At 66.0% G+C, this 13,763-nt stretch carries 16 protein-coding genes and 2 tRNA genes; 14 read left to right on the plus strand and 4 right to left on the minus strand.

The genetic code is table 11. The features are described from left to right. Positions 1-27: 27 nt before the first annotated feature. The 8 genes from H7F35_RS20630 to H7F35_RS20665 all read left to right on the plus strand — a co-directional run bounded on the left by H7F35_RS20630 (position 28) and on the right by H7F35_RS20665 (position 8,269). Complete coding sequence (locus H7F35_RS20630; RefSeq protein ID WP_187108452.1) at positions 28-1,191, plus strand: ABC transporter substrate-binding protein; 1,164 nt, start codon at positions 28-30, stop codon at positions 1,189-1,191. A 40-nt stretch (positions 1,192-1,231) separates the two neighbouring features. Next, the gene (locus H7F35_RS20635; RefSeq protein ID WP_187108453.1) at positions 1,232-2,287 is read left to right on the plus strand and encodes a branched-chain amino acid ABC transporter permease; all 1,056 of its coding nucleotides are present in this window, start codon (positions 1,232-1,234) and stop codon (positions 2,285-2,287) included. Continuing rightward, the gene (locus tag H7F35_RS20640) at positions 2,284-4,071 is read left to right on the plus strand and encodes an ABC transporter permease subunit (protein ID WP_187108454.1); all 1,788 of its coding nucleotides are present in this window, start codon (positions 2,284-2,286) and stop codon (positions 4,069-4,071) included. Before H7F35_RS20635 ends, H7F35_RS20640 begins: the two co-directional genes overlap by 4 nt. After that, the gene (locus H7F35_RS20645) at positions 4,068-4,799 is read left to right on the plus strand and encodes an ABC transporter ATP-binding protein (protein WP_187108455.1); all 732 of its coding nucleotides are present in this window, start codon (positions 4,068-4,070) and stop codon (positions 4,797-4,799) included. Before H7F35_RS20640 ends, H7F35_RS20645 begins: the two co-directional genes overlap by 4 nt. Further along, positions 4,789-6,378: an ATP-dependent acyl-CoA ligase gene (locus H7F35_RS20650; protein ID WP_187108456.1), complete on the plus strand. Its 1,590-nt coding sequence runs from the start codon at positions 4,789-4,791 to the stop codon at positions 6,376-6,378. The genes H7F35_RS20645 and H7F35_RS20650 overlap by 11 nt, the downstream gene beginning before the upstream one ends. A gap of 147 nt (positions 6,379-6,525) precedes the next feature. Beyond that, entirely contained in the window at positions 6,526-7,302 is a 777-nt protein-coding gene (locus tag H7F35_RS20655) for an SDR family NAD(P)-dependent oxidoreductase (protein WP_187108457.1), read from the plus strand. Then, the gene (locus H7F35_RS20660) at positions 7,299-7,829 is read left to right on the plus strand and encodes a MarR family winged helix-turn-helix transcriptional regulator (protein WP_187108458.1); all 531 of its coding nucleotides are present in this window, start codon (positions 7,299-7,301) and stop codon (positions 7,827-7,829) included. Before H7F35_RS20655 ends, H7F35_RS20660 begins: the two co-directional genes overlap by 4 nt. A gap of 2 nt (positions 7,830-7,831) precedes the next feature. Further along, complete coding sequence (locus tag H7F35_RS20665) at positions 7,832-8,269, plus strand: acyl-CoA thioesterase (RefSeq protein ID WP_187108459.1); 438 nt, start codon at positions 7,832-7,834, stop codon at positions 8,267-8,269. 3 nt (positions 8,270-8,272) lie between these two features. On the opposite strand, the gene H7F35_RS20670 is transcribed toward H7F35_RS20665, so the two are convergent. Next, on the minus strand, positions 8,273-8,665 hold the full coding sequence (locus tag H7F35_RS20670; RefSeq protein ID WP_187108460.1) for a hypothetical protein: 393 nt from the start codon (positions 8,663-8,665) through the stop codon (positions 8,273-8,275). A 152-nt stretch (positions 8,666-8,817) separates the two neighbouring features. Here H7F35_RS20670 and H7F35_RS20675 point away from each other — a divergent pair, with 152 nt between their 5' ends. From H7F35_RS20675 to H7F35_RS20695, 5 genes are all read left to right on the plus strand, one after another. Next, a complete protein-coding gene (locus tag H7F35_RS20675; RefSeq protein ID WP_187108461.1) occupies positions 8,818-9,018 on the plus strand; it encodes a hypothetical protein in 201 nt (66 codons plus the stop codon). 373 nt (positions 9,019-9,391) lie between these two features. Then, positions 9,392-9,468 (plus strand) — tRNA-Arg (locus H7F35_RS20680). 37 nt (positions 9,469-9,505) lie between these two features. Next, positions 9,506-9,712 (plus strand): short-chain dehydrogenase, encoded by a 207-nt coding sequence (locus H7F35_RS20685; RefSeq protein WP_187108462.1) that lies wholly within the window; start codon positions 9,506-9,508, stop codon positions 9,710-9,712. Positions 9,713-9,731: 19 nt separating this feature from the next. Continuing rightward, positions 9,732-9,806, plus strand: a tRNA-His gene (locus H7F35_RS20690). Positions 9,807-9,854: 48 nt separating this feature from the next. After that, the gene (locus tag H7F35_RS20695; RefSeq protein WP_187108463.1) at positions 9,855-10,418 is read left to right on the plus strand and encodes an HNH endonuclease; all 564 of its coding nucleotides are present in this window, start codon (positions 9,855-9,857) and stop codon (positions 10,416-10,418) included. An 85-nt stretch (positions 10,419-10,503) separates the two neighbouring features. Here H7F35_RS20695 and H7F35_RS20700 read toward each other — a convergent pair whose 3' ends face one another. Next, positions 10,504-10,680, minus strand: a complete 177-nt coding sequence (locus H7F35_RS20700; protein WP_187108464.1) for a hypothetical protein — start codon at positions 10,678-10,680, stop codon at positions 10,504-10,506. Between the two features lie 271 nt (positions 10,681-10,951). On the opposite strand from H7F35_RS20700, the gene H7F35_RS20705 reads away from it, so the two are divergent. Further along, positions 10,952-11,380 carry a hypothetical protein gene (locus H7F35_RS20705; RefSeq protein ID WP_187108465.1) on the plus strand — a complete coding sequence of 143 codons (429 nt, stop codon included), beginning with the start codon at positions 10,952-10,954 and terminating at the stop codon, positions 11,378-11,380. Here the strand turns inward: H7F35_RS20705 and H7F35_RS20710 are convergent. Together H7F35_RS20710 and H7F35_RS20715 are read right to left on the minus strand one after the other, a co-directional pair. After that, positions 11,377-12,741, minus strand: a complete 1,365-nt coding sequence (locus H7F35_RS20710) for an amidase family protein (protein WP_187108466.1) — start codon at positions 12,739-12,741, stop codon at positions 11,377-11,379. The two genes, H7F35_RS20705 and H7F35_RS20710, sit on opposite strands and share 4 nt — an antisense overlap. Positions 12,742-12,757: 16 nt before the next feature. After that, positions 12,758-13,702 (minus strand): GyrI-like domain-containing protein, encoded by a 945-nt coding sequence (locus H7F35_RS20715; RefSeq protein WP_187108467.1) that lies wholly within the window; start codon positions 13,700-13,702, stop codon positions 12,758-12,760. Between the last annotated feature and the right edge of the window lie 61 nt (positions 13,703-13,763).

The raw sequence follows: 13,763 nt of genomic DNA on the forward strand, positions 1-13,763 counted from the left end.
TCCATCCATCCTCACTGGAGCTACGACATGAAGAGCCTGATGCAGACCCTGACGCGCGGTGCCCTCGCGGCCGCGTTGACCGCCTGTGGTGTTGCGAGCGCGCTGGCGGCCGACCTCAAGGTCGGCCTGAGCGTGTCGCTGTCGGGGCCGAACTCCTCGCTCGGCGTGCCCTACGCGAAAGGCATGCAGGCCGCGCTGGCCTACAAGCCGGAGATCAACGGCCGCAAGGTGCAGCTCATCGTGCTGGACGACGGCTCCGACCCGACCACGGCCGGGCGCAATGCGCGCAAGCTGATCGAAGAAGAAAAGGTCGATGTGCTCATGGGCACGTCGGGCGTGCCCGCCGCGATCGCGATGGCGCAGGTGGGCAAGGAAGCGAAGACGCCGATGATCGGCCTCACGCCGATCCTGCTCGATCCGAACGAGAACCCGTGGGTGATGACGGTCGCGCAGCCCACGCAACTGATGATCGACGCCGTGGTCGAGCGCATGAAGCGCAACAACGTGAAGACCGTGGGCTACATCGGCTTTTCCGACGCTTGGGGCGATCTGGTCTACGACGCATTGATCAAGGCTGCGCCCGCCGCCGGCATCAAGGTGGTGAGCAACGAGCGCTATGCGCGCGCCGATGCCTCGGTGACGGGGCAGGTGCTCAAGATCGTGGCGCTGCGGCCTGATGCGGTGATGACCGGTGGCGCCGGAACGCCGGGCGCGCTGCCTTTTCTTGCGCTGGCCGAGCGCGGCTTCAAGGGCGGCGTGTACGGCCAACACGGGCTGATCAACCCCGACTTCGTGCGCGTGGTTGGTGCGGCAGGGCAGAACGCATTGATGCCCACCGGCCCGGTGATCGTGGCCGAGCAACTGCCGGACGGCTACCCGACCAAGAAGATCGCGATGGACTTCCGTGCCGCGTTCCAGAAGGTCAACAACGCACCCACCAGCGACGCCTTCTCGGCCTATTCCTTCGACGGCTGGCTGGTGTTCGCCGATGCGGCGTCGCGTGCGATGAAGAAGGCGGAGCCGGGAACGCCCGAGTTTCGCGTGGCACTGCGCGACGCGATCTTCAGCACCAAGGAAGTGGTGGGCACGCATGGCGTGTACACCTTCAAGCCCGGCAGCCTTTATGGCGTGGACGAACGCGCCCGCGTGATCGTCAAGCTCGACAACGGTCAATGGAAGCTCGCACCTTGAACTCCTTCATGCCGACGACGATTTTTGGAGAGGCTTTTCTATGACATGGGACGTGGCGCTGATTCTCGTCACCGATGGCTTGGCCAACGGTGCCGTCTATCTGCTGGCCGGGCTCGGGCTGGTATTGATCTTTTCCGTCACGCGGGTGGTGTTCGTGCCGTTCGGCGACATTGCCGCCTTCACGGCGCTCACGCTCGCGGCCTTCGAAACCGGCCGCGTGCCGCCGACCATCGGTCTTGTCGCCACGCTGGCGTTGCTGGCCATGGCCACGGAAATCGGCAGCCTGCTGCGGCGCCGTGAGGCGGCGCGCATTCCCAAGGCGGTGTTGATGTGGGGCGTGCTGCCGGCGTTGCCGTGCCTGCTGGCGTGGATGGTGGCTCGCCCCGGTATTCCGGTGGCGGTGCACATCGCAGTGGCGGTGTTGCTGGTGGTGCCGATTGCGCCGCTGCTCGCACGGGTGGTGTTCCAGCCGATCGCGGATGCGTCGGTGCTGGTGCTGCTGATCGTGTCGCTGGCGCTGCACTTCCTGCTGTCGGGCCTGGGCTTGTTGTTCTTCGGGCCTGAAGGCTCGCGCACCACACCGCTCACCGACGCCATGTTCACGTTGAGCGATGGCTTCACGGTCAGCGGCCAGGTGGTGCTGATGGTGGGTGCGGCCATTGTGCTGAGCGGACTGTTCTTCCTGGTGTTCGAGCGCACGGTCGCGGGCAAGGCGCTGCGCGCGACGGCCGTGAACCGTGTGGGCGCGCGGCTGGTCGGCATCCGGCCGGTGCGCACGGCCTTGCTGGCCTACGGCTGCGCGTCGCTGCTGGCGGGGCTGATCGGCGTGCTGATCGCGCCGGTGACGACCATGTACTACGACTCGGGTTTCATCATCGGCCTGAAGGCCTTCGTCGCCGCGATCATCGGCGGGCTCGTGAGCTACCCGATGACGGCCGTGGGCGCGCTCGCGGTCGGCGTGGTGGAGAGCTTTGCCTCGTTCTGGAGCGGTGCGCTGAAGGACGTGATCGTCTTCAGCCTGCTGATACCGGTGCTCATGCTGCGGTCCTTCATGGTGACGCACGCCGAAGAGGAAGAAGACGAGGTGGACCAATGAACGCGAACCGCAAACGCATGGCGTGGATCGCCGCGGTGGTCGTCGTGCTGGCTTTGGTGCCGGCGCTGGCGGGCAGCTTCACGGTGTCGCTGCTCAATGACATCGGCATCGGTGCGCTGGTGGCGCTCGGGCTGGTGCTGCTCACCGGCGTGGGCGGCGCCACCTCGTTCGGGCAGGCGGCCTTCGTGGGCATTGCGGCCTATGCGACGGCTTGGCTGACGACCACGCAAGGCATGTCGCCCTGGATCGGGCTGCTGTTCGCGCTGTTGCTGACTGGCCTGTCTGCGCTGGCCATCGGCATGCTCACACTGCGGCTCGGCGGGCACTTCCTGCCGCTCAGCACCATCGCGTGGGGGCTGTCGATCGCGATGCTTTTCGGCAATGTCGATGCGCTCGGGCGCCACACCGGCCTGTCGAACATTCCGGCGCTGCAGATCGCGGGATGGTCGCTGGCCGAGCCGCGTGCGATGTACTACCTGATCTGGGCGATGGTCGGGCTGGCCTGCCTGTTCAGCCACAACCTGCTGCAGTCGCGGCCGGGTCGGGCCATTCGCGGGCTGCGCGGCGGCGCCACGCTGCTGGCGAGCGTGGGCGCGGATGCCTACCGCGTGCGGCTCTCGTTGTTCGTCACGGCCGCGCTCTTTGCGGGGCTGGCTGGCTGGCTCTATGCGCACATGAATCGCTTCGTGAGTCCGTCGCCCTTTGACGTGCGCGCCAGCATCGAGTACCTGCTGATGGCGGTGGCCGGTGGCCTCGGCCAACTGGCGGGCGCGCTGGTCGGCGCGGCGTTGGTGCTGGTGCTCAAGAACGGCCTGCAGGACGTGCTGCCGATGCTGACGCAGCGGGCGGGGCAACTGGAGGCCGTGGCCTTCGCCGCGCTCTTTATCCTGCTGCTGCACTTTGCGCGGGGCGGTGTGATGGGGCTGCTGCGGCGCTGGACGCATCGTCGCGGCACGACCCAGGGCACTTCGCGCCACGAGGCGCCGCCGGTCGAACCGTTGCCGCACCGCCAACTGCCCGAGCGCGGCACGCAGGTGCTGTCGGTGAACGGCGTGGTCAAGCGCTTCGGCGGATTGGTGGCGGTCAACGATGTGAGCTTCGACGTCAAGGCTGGCGAGATCGTCGGGTTGATCGGGCCCAACGGCGCGGGCAAATCGACCATGTTCAACCTGCTGACCTGCACGCTGCCGATGAGCGCGGGCCAGGTGCGCTTTCTGGCGCACGACATTGCCGGCATGCCGCAGCGGCAAGTGGCGCGGCTGGGCCTGGCGCGCACCTTCCAGCACGTGAAGCTGCGGCCTCGCATGAGCCTGCTCGACAACGTGGCGCTGGGCGCGCACTCGCGCACCCGCTCGGGAATCCTAAAGGCGGGGCTGCGGCTCGATCGCATGGAAGAAAGCCAGATCCTGCAGGAAGCACAGCGTCAGCTCGACCGCATCGGGCTGGGCGACCGCGCGCATGAACTGGCGGGCAGCCTGCCGCTGGGCACGCAGCGCATTCTGGAAATCGCGCGCGCGCTGGCCGCCGACCCGGTGCTGCTGGTGCTCGACGAACCGGCGGCCGGATTGCGTCGCAAGGAAAAGATGGCGCTCGGCGATTTGCTGCGCAAGCTGCGCGAGGAGGGCGTGACCATCCTCATCGTGGAACACGACATGGACTTCGTGATGAAACTGGTGGACCGGCTGGTGGTGATGAACTTCGGCTCCAAGCTCGTGGAGGGCGTGCCGTCGGCGGTGCGCGCCGACGAGCGTGTGCAGGCGGCTTACCTGGGGAGCGTTGTATGACCGCGATGCTGGAGATTGGCGATCTGCACGTTTCCTATGGGCAAGTGGAGGCGGTGCGTGGCGTATCGCTCGACTTGCAACATGGGCAGATCATTTCGGTGATCGGCCCGAACGGCGCGGGCAAGACCACGCTGCTGGCCGCTGCCATGGGTCTCCTGCCGTGCAAGGGCACGCTGCGCTTCGAGGGCGAAGACCTGCAGGGGCTCGATGTGGAAGCGCGCGTGGAACGAGGCCTGTGCCTCGTGCCGGAGAAGCGCGAGCTGTTCGGCGAACTCACGGTGCTCGACAACCTGCAGCTCGGCGCCTATGCCAAGCGGCTGCGCGGCGATGCAATGAAGAAGCGGCTGCAGTCGGTGTACGACCGCTTTCCGCGCCTTGCCGAGCGCCGCGCGCAACGGGCCGACACGCTCTCGGGTGGCGAGCGGCAGATGCTGGCGGTAGGGCGCGCGCTGATGTCGGCGCCGCGCCTGTTGATGCTCGACGAACCCAGCCTCGGGCTCGCGCCGCTGATCGTGCGCGACATCCTCACCATCGTGCGCAAGCTGCGCGAAGACGGCGTGTCGATCCTGCTGGTGGAGCAGAACGCGCGCGCCGCGCTCGAAAGCTCGGACCAGGGCTATGTGCTGGAGACCGGCGAGATCGCGCTCTCGGGCGCTTCTGCCGAACTGGCAAGCGACCCGCGTGTGCAGGCGACCTATCTGGGTGGAGGTACGCACGATGACGAGTGAGGCCCGTGCGATGCTGCCGGCGCAGCGCACGTTGCCCGCAATGCTGCAGCGGCAGGCCGAGCTGTTCGGCGGGCGACCCTTGCTGCGCATCGCAGGGCGTCAGTGGGCACACCGTGATGCGGTGCACGCGGCGGCTGTCCGGGCCGGCGCACTGGCCAAGGCCGGCGTGGTGCGCGGGGATCGGGTCGCCGTGATGTGCGGCAACCGCATCGAGTTTCTCGAAGCCTTCCTGGGCGCGGGTTGGATGGGCGCGTCGGTCGTGCCCATCAACACGGCGTCGATGGGGCCGCAGGTCGAGTACTTCCTCGCGAACAGCGAAGCGAAGTTGCTGGTGATCGAGGCCGGCTTTCTCGAACGGCTCGCGACGGCGGACCTCGGGCGTACGGCGCTTCGTGAGATCTGGGTTGTCGGCGAGATGGCGACAGTCGCTTGGCAAGCGCCCGCCGGCGTGCGCGTGGTGCCTTACCCGGAAAGCGCGCAGGCTATTCCTGCGGCGCCAGTTCAACCCGGCGACCCGCTCGCGATCCTCTACACATCCGGCACGACCGGGCCTGCCAAGGGCGTGATCTGCCCGCACGCCCAGTACTTCTGGTGGGGCCTGAACAGCGCGGAAGTGCTCGGCGTTGGCCAGGACGACGTGCTGTGCACCACGCTGCCGCTGTTCCACATCAACGCGCTCAACACCTTTGCGCAGGCGGCGCTGACAGGGGCCGAGGTGGTGTTCGAGTCGCGCTTCTCGGCGTCGGGGTTCTGGCCGTCGATGCGCGCGAATGGCGCGACAGTGGTTTACCTGCTGGGGGCGATGGTGCCGATCCTGCTGGCGCAGCCGGAGGGTGACGGCGAGCGGGATCACCGCGTTCGCATCGGCCTCGGCCCCGGCGTTCCCTCGGCGGCGGGGCAGGCGTTCAGGGCGCGCACTGGCGTCTCGCTGCTCGAAGGCTACGGCTCGACGGAAACCAACTTCGCGATTGCCACGGCACCCGATTCGCCGCGTGGCGGCGTCATGGGTTGGCTGCGCCAGGGCTTCGAGGCGCGCGTGGCCGACCAGGACGATGCGGCGCTGCCGCCCGGCGAGGCCGGGGAACTGCTGCTGCGTGCCGACGAGCCTTATGCCTTCGCAAGCGGCTACTTCAACATGCCGGACAAGACCGTCGAGGCCTGGCGCAATCTGTGGTTTCACACGGGCGACCGGGTGGTGCGCGATGCCGACGGGGCATTCCGCTTCATCGACCGCATCAAGGACGCGATCCGGCGGCGTGGTGAGAACATCTCCTCGTTCGAGGTCGAGCAGGTGCTGCTGAGCCATCCGGGCGTCGCCTCGTGCGCGGTGTATCCGGTGCGCTCCGAGCTGGCTGAAGACGAGGTGATGGCCGCGTTGGTGGCGCGCGAGGGCATTCGCATCGACCCGGCCGAGCTTGCGCGCTTCTGCGAGAGCCGCCTGCCGTACTTTGCCGTGCCGCGCTACATCGACCTGCTGCCCGACCTGCCGCGCACCGAGAACGGCAAGGTGCAGAAATTCAGGCTGCGCGAGCGTGGCGTCGGCGAACAGACCTGGGACGGTCGGCCCGCAAGGTCGTAGCCGCATGAACACCACGCCGCTGCCGCTTTCAGGACGCGTGGCGTTTGTGACCAGCGCGATGCTGGACCTCCATGGCCGGCGTTTCATGCGGTGACAACCCGGTCGGGCGCTCACCGTTAAAATGATTCAGAACTAAAACATTCAGGTATGCAAACAAATTCACTGACTGGCCGCCATGCTCTCGTGACCGGTGCCGCACGCGGCATTGGCGCCGAGATTGCCCGCACCCTGGCCGCCGAGGGCGCCGTTCTGACCCTGCTGGGGCGCGACCGTGACGCGCTGCAGCGCGTGGCCGATTCGCTCGCTGGCAGCGGACATGGCGTGGTCGCCGCCGACGTGGCCAGCCCGGAGGCCGTGCAATCGGCCTTTGCGCAGGCGCGCGCCGCAAGGGGCGCGATCGGCGTGCTCGTCAACAACGCCGGTGCGGCCGAGAGCGCACCGTTCCTCAAGACTTCGTTCGAGCTTTGGCAGCGGATGCTGTCGGTCAACCTGACCGGCAGCTTTCTGTGCGCGCAGGCGGCCTTGCCCGACATGCTCGACGCCGGCTGGGGCCGTATCGTCAACATCGCCAGCACGGCGGGGCAGAAGGGCTACGCCTATGTCGCGGCCTACACCGCGGCCAAGCATGGGGTGATCGGGCTCACCCGCTCGCTGGCGCTCGAAGTGGCGCGCAAGGGCATCACGGTGAATGCCGTGTGCCCTGGCTACACCGACACCGACATCCTGCGCAACAGCGTCGCCAACGTGGTCGGCAAGACCGGGCGCAGCGAGGCCGATGCGCTGGCCGAGTTCTCCAACGTCAATCCGCAAAAGCGCATCGTGCAGCCGTCCGAGGTGGCTGACACCGTGCGCTGGTTGTGCGGGGAGGGCGCAGCATCGGTCACCGGCCAGTCGATCTCTGTTTCAGGGGGAGAAGTGACATGACACGCAACGACGCATCGCATGCGGTGCTGAGCGACGCCGAAGAACTCGGCCACGAGGCCCGCGCGGGCCATGAAGACCACGCGATGCTGAAGCTGTGGCTTCGCATGCTCGCGAGCACCACGCAGATCGAAGCCGAGATCCGCCGCCGTTTGCGCGAGCGCTTCGGCATCTCGCTGGCACGCTTCGACTACATGGCGCAGCTCTACCGCTACAAGGAGGGCCTGAAGATGCGCGTGCTGTCGCGCTACCTGATGGTGACCGGCGGCAACGTCACCGGGCTGACCGATGAACTCGAACGCGAAGGCATGGTGGCGCGTGCACCCAGTCCCGAAGACCGCCGTGCATGGATCGTGAGCCTCACGCCCACGGGCCGGCGCACCTTCGAGACGATGGCGACGGAACACGAGCAGTGGATTCTCGAAATGTTCTCGGGGCTCGACATGAAGACCGTGAAGCAGATGTACGGCCAGTTGGGGCAACTGCGCGTGCATGTGATGCATGGCGAGCCCGCGGGCGACGAGGGCTGACGATGAGCGAGATCAGCACTGAATTCCAGCGTGCGCGCCTGATCCGGTTCTCGGACTGCGACCCGGCGGGCATTGTCTTCTATCCGCAGTACTTCGTGATGCTCAACGGCCTCGTCGAAGACTGGGTGAGCGAAGGCCTGGGCATCAGCTATCACGGGCTGGTGGCGCAGCGCCGCATCGGCCTGCCGACCGTGAAGCTCGAAGCCGACTTTCGTGCCGTGAGCCGCATGGGCGACCAGGTGACGCTCGGGCTCACCGTGCAGCGGCTGGGCTCGCGCTCGATGTCGCTCGCGCTGCGCTGCTTCGAGCCGGTGTCCGGCGAGCTGCGCATGGAGGTGAAGCAGGTGCTGGTGACGACCTCGCTGGAGACGCACCGCGCTGTTGCGATTCCGGACGACATGCGCGCGGCGATCCTGCGCGACGCACCTGCACTGGGTTGAGGCTCAGGGCGGGGGCTCCGCGTCGGCGGTGTCCTGTGCGCGTTTCTTCAGCCAGCCGCTGAGCTCTCGCTTGCCCTTTGCATTGGCCGTACGCCATGCCTCGCGCGCGGCAGCAATGAAGCGCTCTTCCGCCGCATCGGGCACTTCGGAGGGCCGGTCTTCCTTGTCGAGCCAGCCGGACTCGACGTCGCAGTGCCGCTCGATCTGCCGCGCGAGGTTGTCGCCGATGGGCCGGGCGCTCTTGATCTGGCTCCACATGCTGGGAGAGATTTCGATCTTCTTCGCGAACGCCTGGTCCAGCCCCTTGGCTGGCAGGCCCGCGGCAACGGCCTCTTCGAGAAAGCGGCGATGCAGCGCGAGGGCATTGCGACGACGAGCGACGGTGATATTGGGCACTGTTCAAAAACAACAACAAGACAAGAAAAGATTGTCCCGGTTGTTGACGTCGCCGTAAACACTATTTACAGTTGCCTTCATTCGCGGCCCCGGCCGTACCTTTTTTCCAACCCCTCACAGCCGACAGCGGCAATTTTTGACCAGGAACCATCGTGAACACCGCCTTGACTCTCACCAACATTCGACCCGCATCGGGCCGGGCGTTCGTGCGCGTGTGGTCGTGCGGTGGTTTGAACATGCTGTCGACCCCATCGAACCAGCGCCAGAGCTACGTGCATTCCACGAAAGCCGCAGCCAGCCTGCGCGTTGGCAAGTTCGAGGATCAGGTGCTACCGGGTGGAGATTGCGCATAGGCGCACATCTTCCAAGCTCTCTCAAGCAGAGGCCCGGACACCGAAAGGTTCCGGGCCTTTTTGTTTTTTGCTTTGTTTGTTAGTCGTGCTTTGCCATTTCGGGTGTGCCTTCACCACACCGCCAGAGTCCACCGCGTAGACGGTCTGGCGGGATGTGCAGGAAAGTGATCACCCCTGTGCAGCGACGTCGTACGGGACAGCGCCCAGCGCGCTGTCCGTCGCGTGAGGACACAACCGAAATGGAAAAGCGGGTCATCCGCTTTTTTGAACCCAACCCGAGCGGGACCGGGCCATGCAGATGGCCCTCCCGCGGAAACCGGCCGCAAAGATTGGGCGGCGCCGGAACCCGTAACCGGACACTTTTTGTTTTCAGCCCGCGTTAGCTCAATGGATCAGAGCACTTGCCTACGAAGCAAGGGGTTGCACGTTCGAGTCGTGCACGTGGGGCCACGTTTTTGTTTTTGTCGTCACCAACCAAGGAGTCACCATGCGCAAGCGCAACACCCCGATCCGGATGATCACCGTGCGCCCGGCACAGCCGCGCAAGCGCATGGTCTTTGCACTGGCCCGACGCTTCGGCATCGGCATCGATGCCCGGCCTGAAACGGAGAACCCGTCCGCCTCGCCTGGCCGCGAGTGTCGGCTCGATGGTCTCGACCCCGACCAGCGCGTGCGTTTGCTGGGCGAGTGGTAGGTCGCCGGTTTTTTTCTACGGTGCACGTAGCTCAACGGCAGAGCCGTGGGTTGTGGTCCCGCTGACGACGGTTCGATTCCGTTCGTGCTCCCCATCTTTTTTCTTCTCTTCATTCAACCATCGCCGCGAAAGGAGGCGAGTCATGCACCCTCACGTCCTGCAACTCGATATTCAGGGCACGCCGCAAGCCTGGATTTCGCTGGAGCAGGCGGTGCTGCACTACGCCACCGGATCGGTCGCGTGGGAAGACGGCGACCTGCCGTTGGCCACGCTGCGTGGCGGGTTCAATGTCGCGCGCGGCGTGCAGTCGCGCATCGAGGTGGCGCCCATCATCGCGCTGCGTGGCGCGTCGAAGATCAACCTGTTCGACGTGGTGCCCGGCGTCACCAAGAGCAAGCTGCTGCGTCGCGATCGCCACACCTGCGCGTATTGCGCCGGCGTGTTCGCGGAGCGTGATCTGCAATGCGAACACGTGCTGCCCGAGTCGCGCGGAGGCCCGTGGATGTGGACCAACCTGGTGAGCGCGTGTGCGGTCTGCAACAACAGGAAGGCCGCGCGCACGCCCGAAGAAGCGGGCATGCCGCTGGTCTACCTGCCGTACGTGCCGAGCCGTTTCGAGAACTTTCTGCTCGAAGGCCGAAACATCCGCGCAGACGTGCATGAATGGCTGGCGAAGCGGCTGCCCAAGGGCTCGCGGCTTCAGTGAGTGCGCTTCGATGTTGCTTGCTTGCACCCATGAAAAAAGCCCGCAGTCCTTTGGACTGCGGGCTTTTGCTTGTGCGAGGGACCGGTCAGCGTCCGATGCCGAAGTAGCGGTAGGCGACCACGCCTGCCGCTGCAATGCCGCCTACAACGATGAAGATCACCTTGGTGAAGCGGCCGTTGCCGCGTTTCGAGCGGGACCAATGTTCCGGACCGATCAGGTCGATGGGAACGGTGGGTTTGCCTATGTCGGAAGCCTTTTCCATGGGCGGAAATATAGCTCAGGCTTCAAGGCATATGCCGGGGCGGTGCTTTCCGGTTTTCCGCGCATCGTTGTTGACGCCACAGGCACTCAGGCAAAAAAATACCCGCCTGAGCGGGTCAACGAGCTTTTCGCTTCGCAGTTTGATGTCCCTGTAGTCCTTGTTCTTATGGTGCGTGACAGCAGGTGCAAGATGCCACGCCGCTCTGCCTACTTTTGTAGGTTGGGTCTGAGGCAGGGTGTAAGTGCCAGATAGAAACGTGAAATATTGCCGTATGAACAAAGAAATCGTTCTCGAAAGTTTGACGCGCGCCTTGGAGAGTTGGGTTCGCAATGCCTCTGCGCAGCAGCTCTGGCAGGTGCACGATGTGGGAGGTCTGGGCGCATCCATTCATGCGGAAGGCGATATCGTCCAGGTCCGCATCGCGCTGGGCGGTCCACGGGGTGCGCTGTCCGACATCGGCAAGACGGACGGGCGCCTGCCTGTCACCGAAGCGTTTCGTGGCAACGGCGGCACGGACTGGGGCACGCCACCGCCGCAGGGCAGCCTTGCGCGTGAGCAGTGGTTCCTGTCGAGCGAAGTGGCCCAGGCGCATGCGAGGCAGTACCTGATGGCAGAAGTGGGCGAGAAGCGTGATGTTCTCGCGCGCTTCGTCGATGACTGGGCAGCCCTGCAAGGCGGCGTGCAGGGCTCGGCTTCCTAGCCGGCGTTTTCTTCGAGCCAGCGGGCCACGGCGATCGTCGTCCGGTCTTCCAGTGCGGGGCCGATGATCTGCACGCCCAATGGCAACCCCTGCGCGGTCTTGCCCGCAGGTGCCACTGTCGAAGGCAATCCGGCGACGGTGGCAACGCCCGACCAGGCCAACTGCTCGCGGTACAGCGAAGGCTCGCCGTCGATGGTCAGCGTCGTGTGTTCCCAATCGGGAGCGTCGATGTGCTCGAACGCGGCCGTGCCGAAAGGCGGCGCGATGACGACGTCGAACGACTCGAAGAGAAGATGCCAGCGCTTGCGCAACTGCAGGCGCCGGTCGAGCAGGCGCAGCCATTCGTGAGCGGAGATGGAAGCAGGCGGATGGGGAGCGCCTCGCGTCACGATCGTGACCAGGAGCTTTGCGTAGTCGTCCTGAAGGGCGGAGAGATCGGGAAGCAGCGCACTGGCATGTGCAATGCGCGCGCCGCCCTTTGCAAGCCGGGCGGCCACGTCTTCGACTGCGCGCCGTGCGTCCGTGCCTGTGCGAGCCGAAGGGTGTTCGGTCAGTGCCAGCACGCGCAGGCCTCGGGCATCCGGCCACCGGGCGCGTGGCAGTTCCAGTCGATAGGCCATCGCCTCGCCGGTATCGGGGCCGGCCAGCACGTCGAGCGCAAGTTCAAGGTCGGCGGCGCTGCGCGCCAGAGGCCCGATCACCGAGAGCACATCGGACGCCGCCTCGTAGCCGGGGAATTGGTGCCCGCGCGTGGGCAAGAGGCCGTGGCTCGGCTTGTGGCCATGGACGCCGCAAAAGTGCGCGGGCACGCGGATCGATCCCCCGATGTCGGAGCCCAATTCGAGCGACACCATGCCTGAGGCCAACGCGGCCGCTGAACCGCCGGACGATCCGCCCGGCGTGCGCGTTGCATCCAGCGGATGCAGCGTGCGTCCGTACACGGGGTTGTTGCTCTCGTAGTCACCAAGAGCGAGCGCGAGGTTGGTCTTGCCCAGGATCACGGCGCCGGCGGTCTTGAGTCGGGCGACAGCCACGGCGTCTTCGGTGACCGGCAGCGAGCGGGCGAACTCGAAGCCCCAGGTGGTCGGCAGGCCCGCGACGTTGAACGACTCCTTCACTGTCATGGGCAGGCCCAGCAGCGGGCGCCGCTCGCCCCGGCCCAGCGCCGCATCGGCGGCGCGTGCCTGCTCGCGTGCACGCTCGAAGTCGCGCACGACGACGGCGTTGATGTGGCGGTCGCGATCTTCTATGCGTGCGATGGTCGCGTCGCACAGCTCGAGGGCGCCGATCTGGCGCGTGGCAAGCGCCTGTATCAGTTGGCTCGCGCTGGCGGTTTCGATGTCTGGAAGGGAAGAGGTCATGGCGGGCTGTCGGCGGTTACTGCAGTGGAAGGTAGAGGTCGGTGCGCCATTCGTTGCCCAGTGGTTCGCGCGGATCGTTGACGTAGTGCTCGAAGCTGGGTGTGTCGCGCAACGCGTAACCGGTGGCAGGAAGCCAGTCGCGATACACGGCGTTCCATACGCGATGCAGCAGGCTATGGCCTCCACGGTGCGAGAAGACGGCATGGCGGCCGGCGGGCAGATGCCACCAGCTCAAGCTGCCTTCCAGAGTGATTGCCGGCTGTGTTGCACGGCCACTGCGTTCGACGAGGCGGTGATCGAAGACTGCGCCGCAGAGCATTCGTGCCTGTTGATCTTCCAGACCCTGGGGTTCGTCCGGAAACAGTGCCAGCCAGCTTTGGGTGCGCGGCAGCAGATTCGCTTGTCGGATGGCCGGGACCAGTTCGTCGAAGGCCTGCTCGGCCGCCCGCCGCATGTCGCCGGCATCCATCCCGCGGCCGGTGGCTGTCAGGACCGGGAGTGCGTGCACATCGAGCATTTGTGGCTTGAGCAACGCGTCGTTGTGCGATGCAAGTGGATCGATGGCGGGCCGGCGGTCGAACAGTTGCTGCCAGCACGGAGCCCTGCCGGCCCGCACGGCCACCGGCGTGGTGTCCAGCTCGCGGCGCATGGCTTTCGCGAGGGCCTGGGCGGATTCGTAGCCGACCTGAATGGCGACCCTGTCCACTGGGGCGCAGTTGCGGGCGAGGAGTTCACACGCCCGCTGCATGCGGCGCCAGGTGATGTAGCCACCCACGGTGGTTCCGAAGTACGCGCGGAAGATTCGGTGGAAGTGGTAGCGGGACATGGCCGCCATGTCGGCCAGCATGCGCGCATCGAGCGGATCGGCCAGGTGCGTGTCGATGTGCGCGACCGCACGCGACAGCAGATCGAGATAGCGAACCGTCTGTGTTCTCGACGTGGTGAAGGGGTCTGGCTGCATGGCAACAGGATTGTTCCAAACAACCGGTCGTGCAGCGTGTCCGCATTTGCTCGATGGACCC

This window comes from Variovorax sp. PAMC26660 (genome assembly GCF_014302995.1).
In the GTDB taxonomy this organism is placed as follows: Bacteria; Pseudomonadota; Gammaproteobacteria; order Burkholderiales; family Burkholderiaceae_C; genus Variovorax.

Coding starts and splice junctions, on each gene's coding strand:
- H7F35_RS20660 (WP_187108458.1), top strand. CDS start 7,299: ATGACACGCAACGACGCATCGCATGCGGTGCTGAGCGACGCCGAAGAA.
- H7F35_RS20635 (WP_187108453.1), top strand. CDS start 1,232: ATGACATGGGACGTGGCGCTGATTCTCGTCACCGATGGCTTGGCCAAC.
- H7F35_RS20710 (WP_187108466.1), bottom strand. CDS start 12,741: ATGACCTCTTCCCTTCCAGACATCGAAACCGCCAGCGCGAGCCAACTG.
- H7F35_RS20630 (WP_187108452.1), top strand. CDS start 28: ATGAAGAGCCTGATGCAGACCCTGACGCGCGGTGCCCTCGCGGCCGCG.
- H7F35_RS20715 (WP_187108467.1), bottom strand. CDS start 13,702: ATGCAGCCAGACCCCTTCACCACGTCGAGAACACAGACGGTTCGCTAT.
- H7F35_RS20640 (WP_187108454.1), top strand. CDS start 2,284: ATGAACGCGAACCGCAAACGCATGGCGTGGATCGCCGCGGTGGTCGTC.
- H7F35_RS20645 (WP_187108455.1), top strand. CDS start 4,068: ATGACCGCGATGCTGGAGATTGGCGATCTGCACGTTTCCTATGGGCAA.
- H7F35_RS20665 (WP_187108459.1), top strand. CDS start 7,832: ATGAGCGAGATCAGCACTGAATTCCAGCGTGCGCGCCTGATCCGGTTC.
- H7F35_RS20705 (WP_187108465.1), top strand. CDS start 10,952: ATGAACAAAGAAATCGTTCTCGAAAGTTTGACGCGCGCCTTGGAGAGT.
- H7F35_RS20650 (WP_187108456.1), top strand. CDS start 4,789: ATGACGAGTGAGGCCCGTGCGATGCTGCCGGCGCAGCGCACGTTGCCC.
- H7F35_RS20695 (WP_187108463.1), top strand. CDS start 9,855: ATGCACCCTCACGTCCTGCAACTCGATATTCAGGGCACGCCGCAAGCC.
- H7F35_RS20685 (WP_187108462.1), top strand. CDS start 9,506: ATGCGCAAGCGCAACACCCCGATCCGGATGATCACCGTGCGCCCGGCA.
- H7F35_RS20655 (WP_187108457.1), top strand. CDS start 6,526: ATGCAAACAAATTCACTGACTGGCCGCCATGCTCTCGTGACCGGTGCC.
- H7F35_RS20700 (WP_187108464.1), bottom strand. CDS start 10,680: ATGGAAAAGGCTTCCGACATAGGCAAACCCACCGTTCCCATCGACCTG.